This window comes from Pseudomonas sp. 2822-17 (genome assembly GCF_002742485.1).
Classification (GTDB): Bacteria; Pseudomonadota; Gammaproteobacteria; order Pseudomonadales; family Pseudomonadaceae; genus Aquipseudomonas; species Aquipseudomonas cyclaminis.
The window spans coordinates 113,303-137,158 of record NZ_LJRZ01000500.1; the positions used below are offsets into that span (position 1 = coordinate 113,303).

Annotated in this window: 23 protein-coding genes; 16 read left to right on the forward strand and 7 right to left on the reverse strand. The window is 60.8% G+C overall.

The features are described 5' to 3' along the window. Positions 1-117 precede the first annotated feature (117 nt). From AOA60_RS18945 to AOA60_RS18965, 5 genes are all read right to left on the reverse strand, one after another. Positions 118-3,135 carry a sarcosine oxidase subunit alpha gene (locus tag AOA60_RS18945; protein ID WP_099585734.1) on the reverse strand — a complete coding sequence of 1,006 codons (3,018 nt, stop codon included), beginning with the start codon at positions 3,133-3,135 and terminating at the stop codon, positions 118-120. Further along, positions 3,132-3,434 (reverse strand): sarcosine oxidase subunit delta, encoded by a 303-nt coding sequence (locus AOA60_RS18950; protein ID WP_003194855.1) that lies wholly within the window; start codon positions 3,432-3,434, stop codon positions 3,132-3,134. Before AOA60_RS18950 ends, AOA60_RS18945 begins: the two co-directional genes overlap by 4 nt. 15 nt (positions 3,435-3,449) lie before the next feature. Further along, the gene (locus AOA60_RS18955; protein ID WP_010207084.1) at positions 3,450-4,700 is read right to left on the reverse strand and encodes a sarcosine oxidase subunit beta; all 1,251 of its coding nucleotides are present in this window, start codon (positions 4,698-4,700) and stop codon (positions 3,450-3,452) included. A gap of 22 nt (positions 4,701-4,722) precedes the next feature. After that, positions 4,723-5,976, reverse strand: a complete 1,254-nt coding sequence (gene glyA, locus AOA60_RS18960; protein WP_099585735.1) for a serine hydroxymethyltransferase — start codon at positions 5,974-5,976, stop codon at positions 4,723-4,725. Between the two features lie 154 nt (positions 5,977-6,130). Then, entirely contained in the window at positions 6,131-6,859 is a 729-nt protein-coding gene (locus AOA60_RS18965; protein WP_099585736.1) for a TraX family protein, read from the reverse strand. A 90-nt stretch (positions 6,860-6,949) separates the two neighbouring features. Between AOA60_RS18965 and AOA60_RS18970 the strand changes: the two genes are divergently transcribed. Beyond that, positions 6,950-7,990 carry a low specificity L-threonine aldolase gene (locus tag AOA60_RS18970; protein WP_099585737.1) on the forward strand — a complete coding sequence of 347 codons (1,041 nt, stop codon included), beginning with the start codon at positions 6,950-6,952 and terminating at the stop codon, positions 7,988-7,990. 176 nt (positions 7,991-8,166) lie between these two features. Next, positions 8,167-8,364: a hypothetical protein gene (locus AOA60_RS18975; RefSeq protein WP_099585738.1), complete on the forward strand. Its 198-nt coding sequence runs from the start codon at positions 8,167-8,169 to the stop codon at positions 8,362-8,364. 56 nt (positions 8,365-8,420) lie between these two features. Here AOA60_RS18975 and gbcB read toward each other — a convergent pair whose 3' ends face one another. Then, on the reverse strand, positions 8,421-9,521 hold the full coding sequence (gbcB, locus tag AOA60_RS18980) for a glycine-betaine demethylase subunit GbcB (protein WP_017738440.1): 1,101 nt from the start codon (positions 9,519-9,521) through the stop codon (positions 8,421-8,423). Between the two features lie 282 nt (positions 9,522-9,803). Between gbcB and gbcA the strand changes: the two genes are divergently transcribed. From gbcA to AOA60_RS19050, 14 genes are all read left to right on the forward strand, one after another. Beyond that, the gene (gbcA, locus tag AOA60_RS18985; RefSeq protein WP_099585739.1) at positions 9,804-11,099 is read left to right on the forward strand and encodes a glycine-betaine demethylase subunit GbcA; all 1,296 of its coding nucleotides are present in this window, start codon (positions 9,804-9,806) and stop codon (positions 11,097-11,099) included. Between the two features lie 860 nt (positions 11,100-11,959). Beyond that, entirely contained in the window at positions 11,960-12,454 is a 495-nt protein-coding gene (locus AOA60_RS18990; RefSeq protein WP_099585740.1) for a type II secretion system protein, read from the forward strand. After that, on the forward strand, positions 12,429-12,809 hold the full coding sequence (locus AOA60_RS18995; RefSeq protein ID WP_099585741.1) for a type II secretion system protein: 381 nt from the start codon (positions 12,429-12,431) through the stop codon (positions 12,807-12,809). Before AOA60_RS18990 ends, AOA60_RS18995 begins: the two co-directional genes overlap by 26 nt. Beyond that, complete coding sequence (locus tag AOA60_RS19000; protein ID WP_177411501.1) at positions 12,796-13,302, forward strand: type II secretion system protein; 507 nt, start codon at positions 12,796-12,798, stop codon at positions 13,300-13,302. Before AOA60_RS18995 ends, AOA60_RS19000 begins: the two co-directional genes overlap by 14 nt. A 74-nt stretch (positions 13,303-13,376) precedes the next feature. Continuing rightward, a complete protein-coding gene (locus AOA60_RS19005; RefSeq protein WP_099585742.1) occupies positions 13,377-14,900 on the forward strand; it encodes a lytic polysaccharide monooxygenase in 1,524 nt (507 codons plus the stop codon). 180 nt (positions 14,901-15,080) lie between these two features. Continuing rightward, a complete protein-coding gene (gspG, locus tag AOA60_RS19010; protein WP_099585743.1) occupies positions 15,081-15,512 on the forward strand; it encodes a type II secretion system major pseudopilin GspG in 432 nt (143 codons plus the stop codon). Between the two features lie 6 nt (positions 15,513-15,518). Then, complete coding sequence (locus tag AOA60_RS19015; protein ID WP_099585744.1) at positions 15,519-15,983, forward strand: transglycosylase SLT domain-containing protein; 465 nt, start codon at positions 15,519-15,521, stop codon at positions 15,981-15,983. Continuing rightward, positions 15,980-17,164, forward strand: a complete 1,185-nt coding sequence (locus tag AOA60_RS19020; protein WP_099585745.1) for a type II secretion system F family protein — start codon at positions 15,980-15,982, stop codon at positions 17,162-17,164. The genes AOA60_RS19015 and AOA60_RS19020 overlap by 4 nt, the downstream gene beginning before the upstream one ends. 4 nt (positions 17,165-17,168) lie before the next feature. Next, on the forward strand, positions 17,169-18,806 hold the full coding sequence (locus AOA60_RS19025; protein ID WP_099585746.1) for a GspE/PulE family protein: 1,638 nt from the start codon (positions 17,169-17,171) through the stop codon (positions 18,804-18,806). Next, a complete protein-coding gene (locus AOA60_RS19030) occupies positions 18,787-19,512 on the forward strand; it encodes a hypothetical protein (protein ID WP_099585747.1) in 726 nt (241 codons plus the stop codon). The genes AOA60_RS19025 and AOA60_RS19030 overlap by 20 nt, the downstream gene beginning before the upstream one ends. Continuing rightward, complete coding sequence (locus tag AOA60_RS19035; protein WP_099585748.1) at positions 19,509-20,063, forward strand: hypothetical protein; 555 nt, start codon at positions 19,509-19,511, stop codon at positions 20,061-20,063. The genes AOA60_RS19030 and AOA60_RS19035 overlap by 4 nt, the downstream gene beginning before the upstream one ends. A gap of 6 nt (positions 20,064-20,069) precedes the next feature. Next, a complete protein-coding gene (locus tag AOA60_RS19040) occupies positions 20,070-20,606 on the forward strand; it encodes a hypothetical protein (RefSeq protein ID WP_099585749.1) in 537 nt (178 codons plus the stop codon). Beyond that, positions 20,603-21,094, forward strand: coding sequence for a hypothetical protein (locus AOA60_RS19045; RefSeq protein WP_099585750.1), 492 nt, complete (start codon positions 20,603-20,605; stop codon positions 21,092-21,094). Before AOA60_RS19040 ends, AOA60_RS19045 begins: the two co-directional genes overlap by 4 nt. Positions 21,095-21,112: 18 nt before the next feature. Further along, a complete protein-coding gene (locus AOA60_RS19050; protein ID WP_099585751.1) occupies positions 21,113-23,032 on the forward strand; it encodes a secretin N-terminal domain-containing protein in 1,920 nt (639 codons plus the stop codon). Positions 23,033-23,078: 46 nt separating this feature from the next. Here AOA60_RS19050 and AOA60_RS19055 read toward each other — a convergent pair whose 3' ends face one another. Then, positions 23,079-23,849, reverse strand: coding sequence for an electron transfer flavoprotein subunit beta (locus AOA60_RS19055; RefSeq protein ID WP_099585752.1), 771 nt, complete (start codon positions 23,847-23,849; stop codon positions 23,079-23,081). Positions 23,850-23,856 lie beyond the last annotated feature (7 nt).

The following is a 23,856-nucleotide window of genomic DNA, read 5'->3' on the forward strand; positions in this document are numbered from 1 at the left end:
CTGTTCTGAATTCTGTTGTGAGGCTGATGGCCTCATCGGGGGCAAGCCCCCTCCCACAGGGGAATGCATTTCAAAATGTGGGAGGGGGCTTGCCCCCGATGCAGGCAACTCGGTCTATCAGATGTTCTGCCGATCACCCTTAGGGTCAAAGAACACCGAAGACACAATCTCCGCCTCGATCACGCTGCCATCCGCCTGCGGTGAGAACACCCGCTCACCGATGCGCTTCAAGCCGCCCTTGACCACGCCCATGGCAAACGAATAGCCCAGGGAGTTGTGCGCATAGCTTGAGGTGACGTGGCCGACCATCTTCATCGGGATCGTCTGCTTCGGATCGAACACCAACTGCGCGCCTTCCGGCAGCCACACGGTCGGGTCGATCGGCTTCAAGCCCACCAGTTGCTTACGCTCATCGCGCACACAGTCTTCACGGTTCATGCCGCGCCAGCCGATCCACGAGAACGGTTTGGTGCGGCCAACGCACCAACCCATGTTCAGGTCGTCCGGGGTCATCGAGCCGTCGGTGTCCTGGCCGACGATGATGAAGCCCTTCTCGGCCCGCAGGACGTGCATGGTTTCGGTGCCGTACGGGGTCAGGTTGTACTTTTTGCCGGCCTCGACGATTTTTTCCAGCACGCCCATGGCGTAGTCGGCTTGCACGTTGACTTCGTACGACAGCTCACCGGTGAACGAGATACGGAACACCCGCGCTGGAACACCGCCCACCAGGCCTTCTTTCCAGGTCATGAACGGGAAGCCGTCCTTGTCCAGGTCGATGTCGGTCACTTCGCTCAGCAGCTTGCGGCTGTTGGGGCCGGACAGGGTCATGGTTGCCCAGTGGTCGGTAACCGAGGTGAAGTACACCTTGAGGTCCGGCCATTCGGTCTGTTGGTAGATTTCCAGCCACTGAAGAACGCGAGCCGCGCCGCCGGTGGTGGTGGTCATCAGGAAGTGGTTGTCGGCGATGCAGGCGGTGACGCCGTCGTCGAAGACCATGCCGTCTTCCTTGCACATCAGGCCGTAGCGCGCCTTGCCTACGTCGAGCTTGGTCCAGGCGTTGGAGTAGATGCGGTTGAGGAATTCGCGCGCATCCGGGCCTTGAATGTCGATCTTGCCGAGGGTCGACGCATCGAGCAGGCCGACGCTGTCGCGCACGGCCAGGCATTCGCGTTTGACGGCGGCGTGCAGGTCTTCACCGTTACGCGGGAAGTACCATGGGCGTTTCCACTGGCCGACGTCTTCAAACTCAGCGCCGTTTTTCACGTGCCAGGCTTGCAGCGCGGTGTAACGCACCGGTTCAAAGATGTGCCCACAGTGACGGCCCGCCACCGCGCCGAAAGTCACCGGCGTGTAGTTGGGACGGAACATGGTGGTGCCCATCTGCGGGATGGTCACGTTCAGCGAGCGGGCGGCGATGGCCAGGCCGTTGACGTTACCCAGCTTGCCCTGGTCGGTGCCGAAGCCCAGCGCGGTGTAGCGTTTGACGTGCTCGACCGACTCGAAACCTTCGCGGGTGGCCAGTTCGATGGCGGCCGCGGTGACGTCGTTTTGCAGGTCGACGAATTGCTTCGGCGCCCGTGCGGTAGGTTTGTCGTGCGGCACCTGGTAGATCGCCAGGGTTGGCTCTTCCAGACGGCTCAGGGCTTTTGGCAGCGTGCCTTCCACCGGAGCGAAACCGGCTTCGCTGGCCGCGCGAACGCCGCCTTCAAAACCGTCCGCCAGGGAATCACCGAGGCCGTAGACGCCGTTGATGCCACCGACACACACGCGTTTCTGCGGTGCATCGCCCGGAACAAAACCGAGGATGTCTTCACGCCAGGTCGGCTTGCCGCCCAAGTGCGAGGCCAAGTGAACCACCGGGCTGTAGCCGCCGGAACTGGCCACCAGGTCGCAGTCCAGCCACTCGCCAGGGCTGCTGACTTTATGTGCCTTGACGTCAATCGCGGCAATCCGTGCAGCGGTCACGCGCTTGGTGCCACGGGCTTCGACCACAGCGCTGCCGGTGAGGATACGAATGCCTTTGGCGCGGGCTTCTTCCACGAGCGCGCCACGTGGGTTGTGGCGCACATCAGCCACGGCAACCACTTGCAGGCCGGCATCGAGCCAATCCAGCGCGACGCGGTAGGCGTGGTCGTTGTTGGTCGACAGCACCAGTTTCTTGCCCGGCGCAACGCCGTAGCGACGCACGTAAGTCGAGACCGCACCGGCCAACATGTTGCCCGGCACGTCGTTGTTGCCGTACACCAGCGGACGTTCGCACGCGCCAGTCGCCAGCACGACACGCTTGGCGCGCACACGGTGGATGCGCTGACGCACCACGCCGATCGGCGCACGGTCACCGAGGTGATCGGTCAGGCGCTCGTGAATGGTCAGGAAGTTATGGTCGTGGTAGCCGTTGACGGTGGCGCGCGGCAGCAGCACCACGTCCGGCAGGGCTTTCAATTCGGCGATGACGCTGGCAACCCACTCAGCAGCCGGCTTGCCGTCGAGGCTTTCACGCGAGTCCAGCAAGGACCCGCCGAACTCTTCCTGCTCATCGGCGATGATCACGCGGGCACCGCTGCGCGCAGCCGCCAGTGCAGCCGCCAGGCCGGCAGGGCCTGCGCCCACGATCAGCACGTCGCAGTGACGGTTGAAGTTGTCGTAGGTGTCCGGGTCGTTCTCGGTTGGCGAGCGGCCAAGGCCTGCTGCCTTACGGATGTACTTCTCGTAGGTCATCCAGAACGATTGCGGGTACATGAAGGTTTTGTAGTAGAAACCCGGCGGCATCAGCTTGCCGCCAACCTTGCCGAGAATGCCCATCACGTCATTGTTGACGTTCGGCCAGCCGTTGGTGCTGGTGGCGACCAGGCCCTGGTACAGCGCCTGTTGCGTGGCGCGCACGTTGGGAATTTGCGTGGCTTCGGTGGCGCCGATCTGCAGCACCGCGTTTGGCTCTTCAGCGCCCGCAGCAAAGATGCCGCGCGGACGCGAGTATTTGAAGCTGCGGCCGATGATGTCGACGCCATTGGCCAGCAGGGCTGCGGCCAGAGTGTCGCCTTCAAAGCCTTTGTAGCTCTGGCCGTTAAAGGTAAACGTCAGGACTTTATTACGGTCGATCCGGCCACCGTTGGACAGGCGATTGGTCTGGCTCATACCTTCTCTCCAGAGGCCTTGGCGGTGAATTGTGGCTTCTCACCGATCTTGTAGGTTTCAAGAATTTCGTAGGTGACGGTGTCGCGGGTGGCGTTGAAGTACTGACGGCAACCGGCGGCATGGATCCACAGCTCGTGGTGCAAGCCACGGGGGTTGTCGCGGAAGAACATGTAGTCGCCCCACTGCTCGTCGGTGCAGGCATTCGGGTCCAGTGGGCGCGGGATGTGCGCTTGGCCGGACGCGTGGAATTCCTCTTCGGAGCGCAGTTCGCCACAGTGAGGACAGAAGATATGCAACATAGGAAATTTCTCCTGTTAGTGGGCGACAGCCGCAGCGCCGTGTTCGTCGATCAACGCACCGTTGTGGAAACGGTCGATGGAGAAAGGTGCGGCCAGCGGGTGCATTTCACCCTTGGCGAGGCTCGCGGCAAATACGTTGCCTGAGCCAGGCGTGGCCTTGAAGCCACCGGTGCCCCAACCGCAGTTGAAGAACATGTTCGGTACCGGCGTCTTGGAGATGATCGGGCAAGCGTCCGGCGTGGTGTCGACGATGCCGCCCCACTGACGGTTCATGCGCACCCGCGACAGCACCGGGAACATCTCGACGATGGCCTGGATGGTGTGTTCGATCACCGGGTACGAACCACGCTGGCCGTAGCCGTTGTAGCCGTCGATACCGGCGCCGATCACCAGGTCGCCCTTGTCGGACTGGCTGATGTAGCCGTGCACGGCGTTGGACATGATCACGCTGTCGATGATCGGCTTGATTGGCTCCGACACCAACGCTTGCAGCGGGTGGGATTCGATCGGCAGGCGAAAGCCCGCGAGCGACGCCATATGACCGGAGTTACCCGCCGTCACCACACCGACGCGCTTGGCGCCGATAAAGCCTTTGTTGGTTTCCACGCCGATGCACACGCCGTTTTCCTTGCGGAAGCCGATCACTTCGGTCTGCTGGATCAAGTCCACGCCGAGTGCGTCAGCGGCGCGGGCAAAGCCCCAGGCCACGGCATCGTGACGGGCCACGCCGCCGCGCCTTTGCACGGTGGCGCCGAGTACCGGGTAGCGGGTGTTTTTCGAGCAGTCGAGGTACGGAATCTCGTCGGCTACTTGTTTGGCGTTGAGCAGTTCACCGTCCACGCCGTTGAGGCGGTTGGCGCTGACGCGACGCTCGGAATCACGGATGTCTTGCAGGGTGTGGCACAGGTTGTACACGCCACGCTGGGAGAACATCACGTTGTAGTTCAGGTCCTGGGACAGGCCTTCCCACAGTTTCATCGCGTGTTCGTACAGGTGCGCCGACTCGTCCCACAGGTAGTTGGAACGCACGATGGTGGTGTTGCGCGCGGTGTTACCGCCGCCCAGCCAGCCTTTCTCGACCACGGCCACATTGGTGATGCCGTGTTCCTTGGCCAGGTAGTACGCGGTCGCCAGACCATGCCCGCCACCGCCGACGATGACCACGTCGTAGACCTTTTTCGGGGTCGGCGTGCGCCACATCTTCTGCCAGTTTTCGTGATGGCTGAGGGAGTGCTTGAAGAGGCCGAAGCCCGAGTAGCGTTGCATAGTCATTACTCCAAAACCGCGCTCAGCGATAAACCGGGAAATCAGCGCACAGGGCAGACACGTGCTTGGCCACGTTGGCCTCGACATCGGCGTCGCCGAGGTTGTCGAGGATGTCGCAGATCCAGCCAGCCAACTCGACACACTGCGCCACTTTGAAACCACGCGTGGTCACCGCCGGGGTGCCGATGCGCAGGCCCGAGGTCACAAATGGCGACTGCGGGTCATTCGGCACGGCGTTCTTGTTGACGGTGATATGGGCGCGACCGAGAGCGGCGTCTGCGTCTTTGCCGGTGAGGCCCTGACGGATCAGGCTCACCAGGAACAGGTGGTTATCGGTGCCGCCGGACACTACATCGTAGCCGCGTTTGATAAACACGCCGGCCATGGCCTGGGCGTTGTCGATCACTTGTTGCTGATAGGCCTTGAAGCCAGGCTCAGCCGCTTCCTTGAAGCACACGGCCTTGCCGGCGATCACGTGCATCAGCGGGCCACCCTGGGCGCCAGGGAATACGGCGGCGTTGAGCTTCTTCTCGATGGCTTCATTGGCCTTGGCCAGGATCAAGCCGCCACGTGGACCGCGCAGGGTCTTGTGAGTGGTGGTGGTGACCACGTCGGCGTACGGCAGCGGGTTCGGGTACAGGCCAGCGGCGACCAGGCCGGCGACGTGGGCCATGTCGACGAACAGCAGCGCGCCGACTTTGTCAGCAATGGCACGGAAGCGCGGGAAATCCAGGGTCTTGGAGTAGGCCGAGAAACCGGCCACGATCATTTTCGGCTGGCACTCGACAGCCAGGCGCTCGACTTCGTCGTAGTCGATCAGGCCAGTGTCGGTGTTGATGCCGTACTGCACCGCGTTGTACAGCTTGCCCGAGGACGACACTTTGGCGCCGTGGGTCAAGTGACCGCCATGGGCCAGGCTCATGCCCAGGATGGTGTCGCCGGCATTGATCAGCGCCAGGTACACGGCGCTGTTGGCGGACGAACCGGAGTGTGGCTGCACGTTGGCGTAATCGGCGCCGAACAGCTGCTTGGCGCGTTCGATGGCCAGGGCTTCAACCTTGTCCACGTGCTCGCAGCCGCCGTAGTAGCGCTTGCCCGGGTAACCTTCGGCGTATTTGTTGGTGAGGCCGCTGCCTTGAGCTTCCATCACGCGCTTGCTGGTGTAGTTCTCCGACGCGATCAGCTCGATATGATCTTCCTGACGCTGCTCCTCGGCATTCATCGCCGCCAGCAGTGCATCGTCATAACCCTGGATCTGGTCTTTCTTGCTGAACATCGCGTCTCTCCCAGCCTTTCGTATTGTTGAGGCCCTCGCAGGGCCCTTTGATGCGATGGTAGGGCTGGCGCTGGTAGATCAAATGCCTACGCACGCCACGCAAAGGTGCGTTTACGACATTGCCGGAACAACACACAACAAATGTGGGAGGGGGTTAGGCGATAGTCTGGCGGACGAGTAGCAGCAGGAAGAAATGCAGGGGATAGAGGCTGTACGCCCAGCGGCGCATGGCGGGTGGTGAGGTGCTTGTGGCATGTCGTAATAAGACCAATCCGGCCAATGGCGCGATCAGGCATGCAGCCAATCCCAGCAGCGCCACCGGCGTGCCGCTGTTGAGCAGGATTTGCCACTGATTGGCGGCCACGCAGACCAATCCCGGCAACACACTGAAATACCAAGGCCGACGAAACACCAGCAGCATCGCCAATGGCAGCAATACACCAAAGAAACCGAACATTAAGTGGGATGAAAAAAATGCCGCCATCGTGACGGCGATCAGCGCCAATCCTCGATCAACCACCGCCTTCTGCTGCCATCCTCGGGCAACCAGCAACCCCAGCGCCAACGTGGGTAGAACGTTCAACGTATCGGCATCCTCGATAAACAACCGATACGGCACTTCGCTGATCACACTGAACAGCAGCAGCCATGCCAGGTAACGCCAATGGCCGGTCACCGCAGCGTTCCGGGCCCTGTGCAGATTGGCCGCAATCGCCAAGCAAAACCACGGGAACGCCAGGCGCCCAGGCACATACAGCCCATCCAGGCTCAAGCCGACATAGCGCAGGTGATCCAGCACCATGCACAGCAGCGCCAACCACTTGAGCAAATCCAAAGCGCCATCGCGGACACGTCCGACAGGCATCGTTTCAGTCCCGTGCATAATTCCCCAGCGACTTTGCATTTACAGAGCGTGCGCACCCGCGACAATCTTGGTTACAGTGCGCACCAACATCGACCACAGGAATGGGCCATGACCGACAAGAGCCAACAATTCGCCAGTGACAACTACTCCGGCATCTGCCCGGAAGCCTGGGCCGCCATGGAACAAGCCAACCAGGGCCATCAACGCGCCTATGGCGATGATGAATGGACCCACCGCGCCGCCGACGGTTTCCGCAATCTGTTTGAAACCGACTGCGAAGTGTTCTTCGCCTTCAACGGCACTGCCGCCAACTCACTGGCGCTGTCGTCCTTGTGCCAGAGCTACCATAGCGTGATTTGCTCGGAAACGGCCCACGTCGAAACCGACGAATGCGGCGCGCCGGAGTTCTTCTCCAACGGCTCCAAGCTGCTCGTCGCCCGCACTGAAAACGGCAAGCTGACCCCGGAGTCGATCCGCGAGATCGCCCTCAAGCGTCAGGACATCCACTACCCCAAGCCGCGCGTCGTGACCCTGACCCAGGCCACCGAAGTCGGCAGCGTGTACACCCCGGAAGAAATCCGCGCCATCAGCGCCACCTGCAAAGAGCTGGGCCTGAACCTGCACATGGACGGCGCACGCTTCTCCAACGCCTGCGCATTCCTCGGCTGCTCGCCAGCCGACCTGACCTGGAAAGCCGGCGTCGACGTGCTGTGCTTTGGTGGTACCAAAAACGGCATGGCCGTGGGTGAAGCCATCCTGTTCTTCAACCACAAGCTGGCCGAAGACTTCGACTACCGCTGCAAACAGGCCGGCCAGCTCGCGTCGAAGATGCGCTTTTTGTCCGCCCCGTGGGTAGGCCTGCTGGAGAACGACGCCTGGCTCAAACACGCACGTCACGCCAACCATTGCGCACAACTGCTGAGCAGCCTGGTAGCGGATATTCCGGGGGTGGAACTGATGTTCCCGGTGCAGGCCAATGGTGTGTTCCTGCAACTCTCCGAACCGGCCATTGCGGCGCTGACGGCCAAGGGTTGGCGCTTCTACACCTTTATCGGCAAAGGTGGCGCGCGCTTCATGTGTGCGTGGGATACCGAGGAAGAGCGTGTAAGAGAATTAGCCGCGGATATTCGGAAAGTGATGGAAGCCTGAAACCACGGGCCTTCCAGCGCATTTTCAGAGACTGTTTGTACGTATTTCTGACAGTATCTATCTACCCCTTGCCTTGGTTAGGATCTCGTCACCCCGATTGAACGGACGCGTTATATCGGGGCTGACTGCCTGCCGAATTGTCGGCTGGAAAAGGAAATCCTATCGAGGGCAACACCATGGAAATTCAACGCTACACCACTGATTCGCAACTCCGGAACGACACCAACGCCACACTCGTCAGCCTGGACGATCTTCGGAAGTTGGCGAACGTCGGCGATACCATCATCGAGCCTTCACGACTCTTTACCGTGACCGGTAAAGAATTCGAAATGACAGCATCCGGGGCGTACATCATCAACCTGTTTGTGCGTTAAGCACTGACTGTGGGAGGGGGCTTGCCCTCTCCCACATTTCAGACCGGCGCTGTTAGTCAGAACTCAATGCGCACGTCACCCTTCGGCACACTGCAGCACGACAGGATGTAACCCTCGGCTTCGTCTTCCTCGGTGATGCCGCCGTTGTGCTCCATCTCCACCTCGCCACCCAGCTTCATCACCTTGCACGTCCCGCATATCCCCATGCCGCAGGCTTTCGGAATCAACAGCCCAAGCTTGGCCGCCGCTGCGTGCACCGTTTCGCCCGGCGCCACGCGAATGCTCTTGCCTGACGCAATGAATTCCACCTGATGCAGGTCCGCCAAGTCGACTTCCGGCGCGTCGGCGGCTTGTTCGGCTTGTTCCACCGCATCGGCACGGGCTTCCGGCGGCGTCGCACCGAAGGATTCCTCGTGATAGCGCGCCATGTCGAACCCAGCCACTTCCAGCAGGCGCTTGACCGCGTTCATGTACGGCGTCGGCCCGCAGCAGAACACTTCGCGCTCCAGGAAGTCGGGCACCATCAGTTCGAGCATCTTGTGGTTCAGGTAGCCGCGATACCCGGCCCAAGGCTCGCCCAGGCCGTGCTTTTCGCAGATCAGGTGCAGGCTGAAGTTGTCGATCCGCGATGCCATGTGCTCCAGCTCGCGGTGGTAAATGATGTCTTTGGGCGAGCGGGCGCTGTGGATAAAGGTCATGTCGACATTGGCGTTGGTGTCGTAGAACCAACGCGCCATGGACATCACCGGCGTGATCCCCACGCCGCCGCTGAGGTACAACACTTTCGGGCTTGGGAAATCGATGGCATTGAACAGCCCGACCGGGCCGTGCACCGCCAACTCCTGGCCTTCGTGCAACGTGTCGTGCAGCCAGTTGGAGACCTTGCCCCCCGGCACACGCTTGATGGTCACCGAGAAGCTGTACGGCACCGACGGCGAGCTCGAAATGGTGTAGGAGCGCATGATCGGCTGGCCTTCGATTTCCAGCTCCAGGGTGACAAATTGCCCCGGCTTGAAAAAGAACAGGATCGGCTGGTCGGCCATGAAGCAAAAGGTGCGCACGTCCCAGGTTTCCTGGATGACTTTGACGCAACGGACGATGTGCCGACCATTGGCCCAGGTCTGGGTGGTTACTGGATTCAGGAAACTGTTGGACATGCTGATTCTCCACTGCCGATGCTCGGCTTTATGGTGGCGATTCTGCGTAACGCGAGAACCACCCATTTACCTATCTGCGACATTCACATACTTATCGCGACCAGCCCCCAACGACAGGGGCTTGCGCGTCGGGATCAGATTGGGCCATGTCGCCCATGGATAAGGATCGTCGCAACGCCGGCCCCACACTCACTCCCAACAACGACGCTTTCTTTACGCCTTGCTGCAAACCTGATTAGCCACTTATCTCGGCCACACAGAATGGCCATGAGGACACACACGATGGACGTCACCGCAACTTTAAGCTTGGGCGATCCGCTGGAACCCGCACGCAAGGCCACCGCGCAAATGCTGCAAGAGCGCGAGCGCACGTTTTCGCTGCCGCAGCCGTTTTACTCTGATGAGCGGCTGTTTGATATCGACATGCAGGAGATCTTCCAGAAAGAGTGGTTGATCGCCGGCATGACCTGCGAGATTCCCGCCAAGGGCAACTACCTGACCCTGCAAATCGGCAAGAACCCGATCATCGTGATCCGTGGCGCCGAAGGCGTGGTGCATGCGTTCCACAACGTCTGCCGCCACCGTGGCTCGCGCCTGTGCACCAGCGACAAGGGCAAGGTCGCCAAACTTGTGTGTCACTACCACCAATGGACGTACGAACTGGACGGCCGCCTGCTGTTCGCCGGTACCGAGATGGGCGCCGACTTCGACATGAAGCAGTACGGCCTCAAGCCAGTGAACGTGAAGACCGCTGGCGGCTACATCTTCATCAGCCTGGCCGAGAACCCGCCGGCCATTGATGACTTCCTGTCGACGCTGAACCATTACATGGAACCGTACGACATGGAGAACACCAAGGTGGCGATTCAGACCACCTTGTTCGAGAAGGCCAACTGGAAACTGGTGCTGGAAAACAACCGCGAGTGCTACCACTGCAACGCGTCGCACCCGGAACTGTTGAAAACCCTGCTGGAATGGGACGACGTCACCGACCCGCGCGCCGATCAGGCGTTCAAGGACCACGTGGCCGCATCCGCCGCCGCCTGGGATGCCGAGAAGATCCCTTACGCCCACGCCAGCTTCGGCCTGCGTAACCGCATCGTGCGCATGCCGCTGCTCAAAGGCACCGTGTCGATGACGCTGGACGGCAAGCAGGGCTGCGCCAAGCTGATGGGCCGCATCAAGAACCCGGACCTGGGCTCGATGCGCATCCTGCACCTGCCGCATTCGTGGAACCACTGCATGGGCGACCACATCATCGTGTTCACCGTGTGGCCGATCAGCGCCCAGGAAACCATGGTCACCACCAAGTGGATCGTGCACAAGGACGCCGTCGAAGGCGTGGACTACGACGTGGATCGCATGCGCCAGGTGTGGGACGCCACCAACGACCAGGACCGTCGCCTGGCCGAAGAGAACCAGCGCGGCATCAACTCCACCGCTTACCAGCCTGGCCCGTACTCCAAGACTTACGAGTTCGGCGTGGTGAACTTTGTGGACTGGTACAGCGAACGCCTGCTGAGCAACCTGGGCGCGGCCCCGGCGCCGTATCTCAAAGGCGTGGCCGTACACGACTGATTGAGGTCACTCATAGTCGTCTTACCCCTACCGGGCGAGCGCACCGTTCGCCCCGTAGATACCGTCTTGACTCACACCGGGCAAGCGCGCGTTTCGCCATACACCTCGCCATCGATCAAAATTCAACCAAACCTCCCACAGACCTCTCCCACCCTGCCTCCCAGCCTTTGACCAACAACTTATCCACAAAGCCACCCACAGCAATTGTGGGCAACTGCGTTGCTTGCTCAAAATTAACTGAAGAAAATCCGTGACTTATTCAACTTGACGGGTTTCAGCGCACACTGATCAATTTATGATCAATAGCCTACACGCTACGGAATACGTGGTTCACAGCGGTACGCAAACACCTTATCCACAGAACCGCCAACAGACTTTGGGGGCAACTCTGGCCGAGCTGTGGAAAACCATCTCAAACCTTCATAAACCGGGGCATCCACCGGTATTTCGAAGCAAAAGACGCAAATTGATCAAAATACAACCAACCCCATGAAACCCACTGTTTATATGGCCTGCAGCCGATAGCGAACATCTTATCCACAGAACCGCCAACAGAGTTTGGGGGCAACTCGACACCGGGCGCAGACTTTATCCACATCAAAACACCTGTAAAAACCGCCACTTAGCCTGGTCATTTTTCGTACAGACCGCCACAGGCCTTGATTCCCGTGACCTGTGGACAAGCACAAACACCTTATCCACAGGCACGTGCACAGCGATTGTGGGTAACCACCGCTTATCGGCCAACTGTACAAAAAACACTCATATTAAAAGTTCATCTACACTCACTTTTGCAGTTATATCCACTGGCCCGGGTGAGTGCAGAAGTCCTTGGCGCGATAGAGGGAGATAGACCAGTGATGTGGCAGGTTCATTCCAGCCATCACTGCGCCAAAGGTTTTACGCTGATTGAATTACTACTGACGCTGGCCTTGTTGGCCACGCTTTCGACAGTGGCTTATCCGCTGACGGCGTTGATGGGTAAACGCGACCGGGAACTCGACCTGCAACGCTCGTTGCGGGAAATACGCCGTGCGATCGATTCCTACAAAGAAGCCAGCGACGACGGTCGTATTGAAAAAAGCATCAGCGACAGCGGTTATCCACCCTCACTGCAGGTATTGGTCGAGGGGGTCACGGACAAGACCGATCTCAAGGGCAAAAAACTCTTCTTTCTGCGCCGCATTCCCCGCGACCCTCTCTGCGAATGTCCACACCTGTCGCCTGCGCAAACCTGGCAACTACGCAGCTACAAGAGCACCGCTGATAACCCACAAGAGGGAGAAGATGTATTCGACGTTTCGTCCAGCAGCACTCGGGAGAGTTTGAATGGAACGTTATACAGCCAGTGGTAATCGGGGTTTCACCCTGATCGAGTTGCTGGTGGTCATGGCGATCATCGCCACTCTCATGACCCTGGTGACGCCCCAGTATTTTCGCCAGCACACCAAGGCCCAGGAAACCGTACTGCGCCATAACTTGTCCTCCATCCGCCAGGCGCTGGACCAATACCGTGAAGACCACGGCGCCAATCCCGAGTCCCTGCAAGCCCTGGTGGAACGGCGTTATTTGCGCGAAATCCCCATGGACCCCCTGACCGGCAAGCGCGAAACCTGGCGATTGCAGCCTTCCGATGAACAAGGCCTGGGCGACGTGCGCAGCGGCGCCCCCGGCACCGCCAACGACGGGAGCACCTATGCCGACTGGTAAGCACAACCAGCATGGCTCGGTATTCATGGGCATGTTGGTGACGGTGGCCGTGGTGGCCGTGATGCTGATGGAAGCCGGCACGCTGTGGTCCAGCGTGATGCAGCGCGAGCGCGAGTTGGAATTGCTGGCGCGCGGCAATGAGATTCGCCGCGCGATCGGGCTGTATTACGCGGCCGGCAATACCTTCCCCAAGTCCCTCGAAGACCTGGTACTCGACCGCCGTCAACCGACCATCAAGCGCTACCTGCGCCGTGCCTATGCCGACCCGCTGACCGGCAGCGCCGAGTGGGGTGTCATCGCCGGCCCCGGCGACACCCTCATGGGTGTCTTCAGCAAGGCCAGCGGCACACCCTTCAAGCAAGGCAACTTTGCAGTCATCAATCAGAGTTTTACAGGACAAGGCAGTTATCAAGGGTGGGTGTTTCTGTTTGGCCCTGGGCAGAACAACCCTGCAACCCGCATCGCTCCCACGGAGGATCAACTGACCCGATGACACTCACGCAATTGGCACACTGATCGTTCCAGCAGTTCGGAACTTGTTTATCTGAATTGAAGGTGGACTAGAGCATGAATAAGTATACGAAGAGACTTTTCAAATGGACGGTGGCGACCGTGCTTCTGGCACCCGCCTTGAGCTGGGCACATGGTGCGCTGGACTTCCCGGCATCACGCGCGGTGAACTGCCAGGCGACCGGCGGTTACTGGCAATCTGAGGATGGTTCCTCCATCGTCGACAAAGGCTGCCGAGAATCCGCAAAGATATTTAACGGCTCGGCCGCGAAAGTATTCCCCGCGCAGCAATGGAATGAGATTGCCCATATTCCAGAGATCAATAACCCATCCTTGGATCAGATCAAGGCCATCATCAAAGATGGTCAGATCTGCTCCGCCAATGATCACAGGAAAGCCAGCCTGGATAAGCCAACGCCCTATTGGACAAAGACGGAGGTCATGCCTGGGCAATCACTCACGATGCGACTTATCGGCACTGCACCCCATGTGCCGAGCAAGTTTTATGCATTTACGAGCCGACCCGGCTTCGATACGGCTACGGATATATTGAAATGGAGTGATCTGGTACCGCTGGGCCCGGAAGAGCGGTTTACCGTCGCTAAAGAAAACTGGCAGACCCCGCCAAGAATCGCCGGGGCTTCGGGTTACTTTGAAATAGTTAGAACAATCCCGAGTGATGTGTCGGGAAGTGGGTTGATCGTGGGTATATGGGTACGGAATGACCCCAATGGCGAATTTTTTATCTCGTGCTCGGATGTGAATTACCAAGGAGGCGGCGTGCCTGAAGAACCACACAACATTGGTTCATTCATCACTGCCGATATGCAAACGGCCAAGCGCGGAGACTCCGTGCATTTCAGGATCTTTGGTATCGACGCGGCGAGAACGGAACTGGTCAACATCATCCATAAACTTACAGCTTCTAATGAAGCCCCCAGTCAGTGGGGGAAAGAAATCGCCGATAAAGTCAACCCTTCCATCGCCAGGATTGGCGAGTTGGAGGGCACGACAATCAGGTTCAATCAAGCCAACCCACTGATCAACTCGACCTATGTCACCAACAAAGGTTACACACAGGCGATGTCAATCATGCCAGGTGAGGACCCAGGCCCTGTTAATCCGGCACCGCCTGTAGCACGAATCACGGGCCCGACAACGTTGAAATCGGGACAAGCCTTTACGTTCAGCGGAGCAGGATCAACTGGTAGCAATGGATCTTTACTCTATGAGTGGGCAGTGCCAGGGATGACAGGCGCACAGAACGGCTCGACCATCAGCGGCAAGGCAATCAGCGTCACACAGGCAACTCCGTTCAAGGCACGCCTGCTTGTTCGCGACCAGCAAAACGGCAAAATCAACCAGGCGGTGTTGGACTTTACGGTGACGCCAGACGGCGATGACGACGAATATCCAGCCTGGGTAAAAGACGGCGGCTATCGCAGCGGCTCGAAAGTCTCCAATTATGGAATGAAGTTTGAGTGCAAAGAGGGATCTGCGGGCGCATGGTGCGGGCAGAATGAAAACGAACCAGGCAAACCTGGCTCTACGTTCTGGCAGCGCGCCTGGGATGTCAAATAGCTGAACGGGGTGACTTTGCGCCGCACCCAGGTGCGGCGCTCTCTGCTCTCGAAATCGTTGCTATAGTTGATTGACACGTCCTCTATACAGTATGCAGTTCTACCGGCGGTGCCCGCACAACAGCGGGCCGGGAGAGTTACACACAACCGCCGTACCTTGGCACTCCCACAGGGTATCTCCATGCGCACACTCACACTTATCCACAGCGCCCAACGCGGCTTCACGTTGCTGGAGCTGCTGGTCGTCCTGCTGATCATCGCCCTGCTCGCCAGCTATGTCGGCCCCAAGATGTTCGATCGCCTGGAACTGGCCAAAGTGCAAACGGCCCAGGGCCAGATGAAGTCCCTTGCCGACGCCCTGAACCAGTACCGCCTGGACAACGGCAACTACCCCGACGAAACACTCGGCCTGAATGCGCTGAGCACGCGCCCTGCCAACGCGAACAATTGGCAGGGACCGTACCTGAAAACGCTGCCGCCAGACCCTTGGGGCAACCCCTACCTGTACAAAAACCCCGGCGCCCCGCCCAACGATGCAGAGATCATTTCCCTGGGTCGCGATGGCAAGGCCGGCGGTGTGAACACTTACGCCGACATCGTGTACGGGCTGTGACCCGCCATGCGCACGCTGCGGATGGCCCTGACCCTGCTTTGTCTGTCGGGCATCGCCCAGGCCAACTGCTGGCAGTTGGCAGCCAGTCGTTACCACGTCGATCCGCTCCTGTTGTACGCCATCGCCAGGGTCGAATCCGGTCTCAACCCGATGGCTCGCAACGTCAACAGCGATGGCAGCCAGGACATCGGCCTGATGCAGATCAACAGCCGTCACTTGCCGGCACTGGCGCGGTTCGGCATCACCGAACAGCACTTGATCACCCAGCCCTGCACCAGTGTCATGGTGGGTGCGTGGATTCTTGCCGGGTTTATCCGCGAGCAAGGTTATGGCTGGCAGGCCGTGGGCGCGTATAACGCCGGGGCCAAGCCGGACCGTGAAGCACGGCGCTCGCGCTATGCCCTGGCCGTGTGGCGCTACTACGGCGAGTTGCTGCAACAACGCCAGCAACTGGCCAGGCAAACCCCATGATCGACATCGACGCCCGCATCATTCGCGACGGCCATTTGCAGACGCTGCGTCTGCAAGCCCTCGATTTGCCCCAGGCACGCCAGCAATTACAGGCCGACGGCGCCCAGGTCATTTCGCTGAAGGCGCGCCGCGCGTTCACTCTGCCGAGTCGACGCGCCAGGTTTGCCCTCGGCCTGTTTATCCAGGAACTGGTGGTGCTGCTGGACGCCGGCCTGGTGCTGGTGGAAGCGGTGGAAACCCTGCGCGACAAGGCGCCAGCGGGCGTCAACCGCCAGGTCATGAGCGATCTGCTGGCCTCCATGTACGAAGGCAACTCGCTGTCCAGGGCGATGCAGCTCAGGCCGCAGACGTTTCCTTCTCTGCTGATTGCCACCGTGGCGTCCTCCGAACACAGCGGCCAATTGGCCGTGGCCTTGCGCCGTTACCATCATTTCGAAGCGCATTTGGAAACCGTCAAAAAGCGCGTCAGCGGCGCCCTGATGTACCCCTTGGTGGTGCTCAGCGTGGGCGCGTTGATCCTGCTGTTTTTGCTGTTCTTCGTGATTCCGCGCTTCGCCTCGGTATTCGATGCGGTCAACGACCTGCCAGCCACCGCACGCTTCATGGTGTGGTGGGGCGCGCTGGTGGATGCGCGAGGCATGGAGTTACTGATCGGCCTGGCGCTGGCCATCGCGGCACTGGTCCTGATGTTTCGCAGCGCCGGGTTCAAGCGTCGCGCAGCGGGCCTGTTCTGGAAGATCCCCAGCCTGGGCGCCCAGCGCACGCTGTTTATCCTCGCGCGGTTTTATCGCACGGCCGGCATGTTGCTGATGGGCGGGATGCCGGTGGTTACGGCGGTGGAGCTGTCCGGTGCGTTGCTGCCCGTGGAGCGCCAGGCGGACCTGCGCCAGGCCCTGAGCGACATCCAGGCCGGCCAGCCACTCTCCACCGCCCTGGCCCGCCATCAACTGACCACCGCTGTCGCCGAACGCCTGTTGCGGGTGGGTGAGCAAAGCGGCGAGCTGGCGGCCATGTGCGAACGGATCGCGCAGTTTCACGACGAGGCACTGGAGCGGGCCATCGAGCTGTTCAGCAAGGTCTTCGAGCCGCTGTTGATGCTGGTCGTAGGCGGGTTGATCGGCTTGATCGTGTTCATGCTGTACATGCCGATTTTCGAACTGGCAGGTTCCATCCAGGGGTAGCGCGATGAGCGAGCAGACACGGCAATGGCAAGCGCTTGCGACGCAACGGGGCATGAGCTTGTCCAACTACTTGTTGGAGGTGCTGGACAAGGCGCCCGACCAATTACCGACGATCGCCCAGCCCCTTGGCCTGCTCGCCATCGCCCCGGAACACCTCAATGAAGACTGGCGTTTCGATCTACTGGCGCTGCCCCAGGCACTGATCCATAACGTATTGCCTGTGGATAACCACGGCCAGCCGTGCCTGGTGCTGGGAGATCCATTCACCTTGGCCAGCCGACACTGGCTGCAGTCCTCCAAGACCTTGCGCCAACTGCCCCTGGCCATGAGCCTGCCCGGCGCGGTCAAGGCCCAGTTGACTGCGGCCGAAGCCAGCCAACGGGTGATGCAGCCATTTGGCGACGACGCTGAAAGCGCCCTCGTCGGCCAGTCCGCCCAGGAAATATCCCTGAGCAGCATCGCCCGCGACGACAACCCGGTGGTGCGCCTGGTCAACTCCATGCTGTTCGATGCGCTGCAAAGCCGCGCCAGCGACATCCATGTGGAAACCACACCGCAGGGTCTGGTGATCAAGTACCGCATCGACGGTGTGTTGCAGCAGATGGGCCAAGCCGGCGGCATGGACATGGCCGAGCAGGCGCTGTCGCGGATCAAGGTGTTGTCGGAGCTGGACATCGGCGAGCGACGGGTGCCCCAGGACGGACGTTTCAAGATGAAAATCCAGGGCCGCGAGGTGGATTTTCGCGTGTCGATCATGCCCAGCATCCACGGTGAAGATGCGGTGTTGCGGATTCTCGACAAATCCCAGCGCGGCGAGTCGCTGAGCCTGGAAAACCTCGGCCTGGCCACCGACACCATTGCGCGCATCCGCGTACTCGCCAGCGAACCCTACGGCATGCTGCTGGTGACCGGCCCCACTGGCAGTGGCAAATCCACCACGCTGTACGCCGCGTTGTCGGAGACCAATACCGGCGAGAAAAAGATCATCACCATTGAAGACCCGGTGGAGTACGAACTGCCCGGCGTGCTGCAAATCCCGGTCAACGACAAGAAAGGTCTTACCTTCGCCCGTGGGCTGCGCTCGATCCTGCGCCACGATCCGGACACGATTCTGGTCGGGGAAATCCGCGACGGGGAAACGGCAGGCATTGCGGTGCAAGCCGCGTTGACCGGGCATCTGGTGCTGTCGTCGGTGCACGCCAACAGCGCGTTCAGCGTGCTGGAGCGCTTTACCTACATGGACGTGGACCCGGCCAGTTTTGTCGAAGCCCTCAACGGCGTGGTTGCCCAACGCCTGGTTCGGCGCATCTGCCCGGACTGCGGCGTAGACGCTACCCCCGATCCAGACATCGCCCACCTCGCCCAACTGCCCGAGACCCAGCTCAAACAAGGCCACTACCGCATAGGAAAAGGCTGCGAGGCCTGTCGCCACACCGGCTATCGCGGTCGGCTCGCGCTGGCCGAAGTGTTGACCCTGACCGACAGCATCAAGGAGGGCCTGCTCAACCGCAGTTCGGCCGCCACCTTGCGCGAACTGGCCCGTGAAGCCGGCCACGTGTTTATCCGCGATATCGCCCTGGCCCATGCGGCCCAGGGCGAGACCACGCTCAAGGAGGTTCACCGTGTCATTTCCCTTTATTGAGCACGTGGTGGCGCTGCACAGTGCCAGCGCCGAATGGGCGGCTCGCCCACGCTGGCGCGGTGCACGTATCTGGCACGCGCAGCACACCGGCGAGCCATTGGCCGCTTGCGCCGCACTGCTGGAACAGGCACCTCGGGGCCACGTGGGCTTTCTGGACCGGGCCACCGTGCTGCTGGGCTTTCCCCATGTGCACTACCTGATATTGCCGTGGCAAACCGGCCTGTACAGCGCAGGCGATTGGCAGGCATTTGCCGAAGCCACCTTCAGCCAACAGGTCGGCATCGACCCTGAGCACTGGCAGGTGCAAGCCGCCAACGGTAACTTCGGCCAGGCTTGTGTCGCGGTCGCGACCTCACGGGAGCTGCTGCAAGACCTGCGCGACCTGTTCAAGCTGCACCGCTTGCCCCTGGTCACCTGTACGCCGTTGCTGACCGCCGTGGCGCAGCGGTACTGGCGACAATTGCCCGACGACTGCGTACTGGCCGTGCCCGAAGCCGACAGCCTCAGTTGCCTCTACCGACAACAGGGCGCAATCGAGCAGCTGTGCGTGATTGCGACCCAACCAGGCAGCACATTGAGCGACAACCTGTTCACCGCCGACCTGCTGGTCGAGCGGCACGCGCTGACCCCGCTGGTCGTCACCAATAACCCTGCGGACAATCGCCTGGGCCCCGTGCACCCCTGGCTGGAGGCATCGACAGCATGAGAACCAGGCTCGTCAGTGCCTGGCAACGGCTGCGCGCCCGCCGTGCACCCGCCGTTGATTTCCAACACGCCACGGCGACGCTTCGGCCACTGGTGACTGCGCTTTGGCTGATGGTTGCGGTAATGATGTTCGGCCTCTGGCGACAGTGGCAACACATGGAGTACCAACAGCAAAAGACCGATGAACTGGAGCAACACTTTATCCAACTCACCCGCCGCCAGGAGCAGTTGATCCAGGCGGCCATTCGCTTGTCGCCCCAGCAGAAAAAACAGCTGGCAGCCTTCGCCCAACAGAAGGCCAGCCCCTTCGCCCTGATGGATGCCGTGGCCCAGGCCTGGTCGAAAGAAATCGCCCTGACCCGTGTCGAGGTCAACACCCAGGCCCAACTGATTCATCTGGATCTGGAAGCCAAGCAGTTGGGTGATGCGTTTCGCTTCGTGGACCGGCTCAAGGCCCGGCCAGGGGTACAGGTACATCTGCAACAAAGCGCGCTCAAACCCGATGATCCGCAGCACCCGGTGCAGGTCAAACTCAGCGTTGGATCAGGATAGCCAGCCATGGACACCCTCACTCGCTACCTGCCACGTCTGCGCTGGCAACTGATGCAGTGCCAACAGCGCCTGGGCTTCTGGGGCTTGCTGGCGTTGGGTGTGATGTTCACGACACTGGTGATCGAAGTGGCGGTGATTTACCCGGCATGCGCTACCGACCGCATGCGTCGCCAGGAAATACAGGCCGGCATCGACGAGCAGCCACAGGAGGTGCAGGTCACCGAGCCGGTCGTGGTCGAGCGACTGCCCAGCGCAGACGACTTTGCACCGCGCCTGGAAAAGCTGCTGGGCGTTCTCACTCAACGCGGCTTTATCATCAAACAAACCACGCTCGCCTACTCCGCCCCCGGCGACAGCGGGATACAACGCCTGGACGTGGACATTCCGCTTACCGGCCCGTACACCCTGCTGCGCGACGCCCTGACCGACGTCGCCAAAGAGCCGGCCGTACGCATCGAGCACCTGACTCTGGAGCGCAAGGACATCACCAGCGGCATGCTGAATATCACCCTCAAGGTGAGCGTACTGGGGGTGACGCAATGAAACTGTCGCCGTATTTGCGCGTGCTGTTAGTGCTGACCCTGATCGGCTGCGGCTGGCTGTTCTGGCAGGACAACGCAAACAGCCCCGACACCGCATCAACAGCGGTAATCCGCCCGCCGGTAGCCGCCTTGCCAGCTCCTGCTGTCGAAGCGGACACGCCCGTGGTCGAAACGGTTGACCTGTTCCCCGCCCAAACCTGGACACCGCCACCGCCCGTTGCCCCCGTCGACACTTCACCGCCCAAGCCGCCACCGCTGCCCTTCACCGTCAGCGCGCAGTGGCGCTATGAGAGCCAATCGAAAATCGTCGTGCTTCAGGGCAACGGCCGCCAGTACACGCTGTGCAACCGCTGTTCGGTACCCGGGCGCATCGTGCCCGGCAAGATGCTCGACGCGCACTACCGCCTGGACAAACTCACCGACACCGCTGTGGTGCTGACCTACATGCCGCTCAAGCATGCCAGCACTTTGCGGCTGGACACTCACTGACCGGAGCAGGACACGATCATGGCGATACGTACGTGGGTTCCCTTGAGCCTGGCCGTGGCCTTGCTCAGCGCCTGCCAGACTCAACGGGCGATCAAGGAGAGCGACGAGTTGCGCCAGAAGGGCGACATCATCCGCTCCGTCGAAGTGCTGCAAGCCGAAGCCAAACAAGCCCCCGACGACGTGCAATTGCGCACCGCCAACTACAGCAAGCTGGAGTTGCTGGTGGCGCAATACAGCCGCGAGGCCAGCACCGCGCTGATGCGCGGCGACGATGCCGCCGCCATCCGCGCCCTGGAAACCATCCTCAAGTACGACCCCAGTAACCTCGGCGCGCGCCAGGAAATCCAGAGCATCCAGGCGATGAAACAGCTGCGCCCGCAACTGGCACAAGCCTACGAACTGAAGCGTTCCAACCCCGTGGAAGCACTCAACCTGGTGCGCCGGATCATCGCGCAAAAGCCCAACTACCGAGAGGCCCTGGACTTTCGCAATGCCCTGACCCGTGAACTGGTGAGTGCCGACTACCTCAGCGCCGACCTCTCCGAGGCCATGCGCAAACCCCTGAGCCTGGAGTTCAGCGCCCAAAGCCTGACCACGATTTTCGAGACCATTGCGCGCCTGTCGGGGGTCAACTTCGTCATCGACAAGGACGTCAATCCCAGTGCCTCAGCGAGCATGACCGCGAGCCGAACCACCGCCGAAGACGCCCTGAACCTGCTGCTGACCACCCAAGGGTTGGACAAGAAAGTCCTCAATGCCAACACCATTCTGGTTTACCCCCGACGCCCGGACAAAGAACGGGAATATCGCGAGTTGGCCGTACGCACCTTCTACCTTAGCCATGGCGACCCCAAGGTCATCGCCGCCGAGATCAAGCAAGTGCTCAAGCCCAAGGAGGTATTGGTGGACGAACGCCTGAACGCGGTGATTGTGCGCGATGGCCTCGACACCCTGAGCGCGGTGGAAAAACTCGTGGAGGCCATTGATATCGCGCAGTCGGAAGTGACCATCGACATTCAGGTGCTGGAGGTCAGCCTGACCGACGAATTGAACCTGGGCATCCAGTACCCGGAAAGCATCGGCCTGTCCGTGGGCAACCTCGCCAACGTGCCTGCGGGGCTCGCGGGCATCCCGATCAGCGCGTTGCGTGGGATCAATGGCGACAATATCCTGCTCGATTCCGGCAGCACCTCGGCGCGCATCAATATGCTGCAGCGCAGCGGCAACACCGTGACTCTGGCCAACCCCAGGGTACGGGTGCGCAACCGCGAAGAAGCCCAGGTGAACATCGGCGACAAGATCCCCGTGGTCACCACCACCACGGCCAACCAGATCACCACCTCGTCGGTGTCTTACCAGGACGTGGGCTTGCAAATCACGGTCAAGCCCAACATCAGCCTGAGCGATGAGGTAAACCTGGAGTTGAACGTGGAAATGAGCCATATCACCAAGCGCATTCCCGGCTCGGAAAACGTACCGGCCACCTTCGAGCTGGGCTCACGCGCCACCAAGACCCTGCTGACCGCGCGCAACAATGAAACCCAGATCGTCTCGGGGCTGATCCGCACGGCGGATGTCGACGAAGGCTCGGGGCTGCCGTGGTTGAGCCAGATCCCGTGGATCGGCAAGAAGCTGTTTGGCACGAACCAGAATACCCAGCAGAAAACCGAGATCATCCTGCTGCTGACGCCGAGGATCGAACGCAACCTCGACCTGCCGATTTCCCAGATCAGCACCTTTCACAGCGGCACCGAGGCGCGCAGCTCTACACAAGGCATGATCCTGCGCGATACCACCGAGAAGATGATCCTCAAACCGATTGGCGGCGATCCCACGCCGACGCTGCCACCGCCGATGCAGCAGCCGGATGCCACCTGGCAACCGCTGCCGCCACCGCTGCCGGAGTTGGTGCCCAAGCCGGCCCCAGCGCCCCCTTAATCTCAGAACCTTATGCAGATCAAAATGTGGGAGGGGGCTTGGTGGGTTAGCGCACCACGCCTTCTTCTATGAGCAACTTGAGAATCGCCTGGGCACCTTCTTCGGCGCTCACACCTTTGAGCACCTGCCCACCGCCACCACTGGCCTTCGCCGTTGCCGCCTTCATGCGGTCTGCCCCGCTCTTGGCCTTGATCACCTTGAGGCGCTTGGGCCGGGGCTTGGCCGGTTGCAGCGCCGCGTCGGTGAATAACCGGTCTTCTTCAATTTCGACCTCATGGGCCGCCAGTTCGCCGCGCTGCGCCGGGCCGTAGGCACTCTGCCGAGGCTTCGGCGCGGCGTTATCCACCGTCGCCAAAAACGGCAGGCGCACTTTCAGGCGCCGCCGCTGACCACGGGGCAAGGCTTGCAGCACATGGGCCACGCCGCCTTCGATGGACTCCACCTGAGCCAACCCGACAATCAGCGGCCAGCCCAGTTGCTCGGCGAGCAGGAACGGCAGCATCCCCGAGCCCTCACCGGTTTCGGCCTGGCTGCCGGTGAGCACCACCTGGGCGCCGGCCTCGCGCAGGTAGTCACTGAGCACCGGCAAGGCGTCGGCGCCAGCCGGTTGTTCGAGCACATGCAGTTGCGGCAAACCCATGCCCAGGTAGCTGCGCAAGGTGGGTTCGGCGATGTTGCCTGCGTGCAGCACCTGCAACTTATCCCCAGCCATTTGCAGGCCGAGTTCAACGGCACGCGCATCCTGTTCGGCACGGCGCGGGCGCCCTGACGTGGGGTGGGCGCCGATGGATACCAGGCTGATTACATTCGTGGTCATAGTCATG